At 64.2% G+C, this 592-nt stretch carries 1 pseudogene; it reads right to left on the bottom strand.

Annotation, left to right across the window (positions count from 1 at the left end):
• Positions 1–592: pseudogene (locus tag ACT3SZ_RS16390) on the bottom strand (hypothetical protein); the annotation flags it as partial.

Raw genomic sequence — 592 nt, 5'->3', positions numbered from 1 at the left:
AAGCACCACCGACCGCGCGTCACCGGCGTTCGAGGTGGCGACGTTGAAGCCAATCACCGGCGACATCGTCGTCGACGACAACGCGGTCCAACCCGTCCAGGTCTTATGCTCGCGCAACTCGTCGAGATAGAGCATGTTCACCGTCTTGCCACGACCGGCGTTCCGATCCAGGCCGGCGATCCGGTACACCCCGCTACGCGAGCGCAGCGCCTCGAAACCGTGCGCGTTGGAGGTACGCTTCATTCGCTTACGCAGCTTCGGGTGAGCCTCGCACTCGTCACGGACCTCCTCCCACAGCTCAAACGCATCGTTCTTCGTCTGCGCCGCGCCGAGGATGTACGGCAGCCGCTTGCGGAACAGCGCCCACTTCAACAGCACCTTCGCCCAGTGCGTCTTGCCGTTCTGCCGGGCGACCAACACGAGGATCGTCTTGAACCGCAGCAACTCCTCGCCCCACAGCTCCGGCTGATCCGGGTACTGCGCCCGGATCCGCTCAGCCGGCAGCAACTCCAGCGCGTGGATCGACAGCCACTCCTGCCACTCAGTCAGCGGCTCGCGCAAGACGTTCTTCGCGAACCAGATCACGTCGAAA

The organism is Corynebacterium sp. AOP40-9SA-29, from assembly GCF_052377405.1.
Taxonomy (GTDB): domain Bacteria; phylum Actinomycetota; class Actinomycetes; order Mycobacteriales; family Mycobacteriaceae; genus Corynebacterium.
Note: the sequence above shows the minus strand (reverse complement) of the source record. Positions and strands in the feature narration are given on the sequence as shown.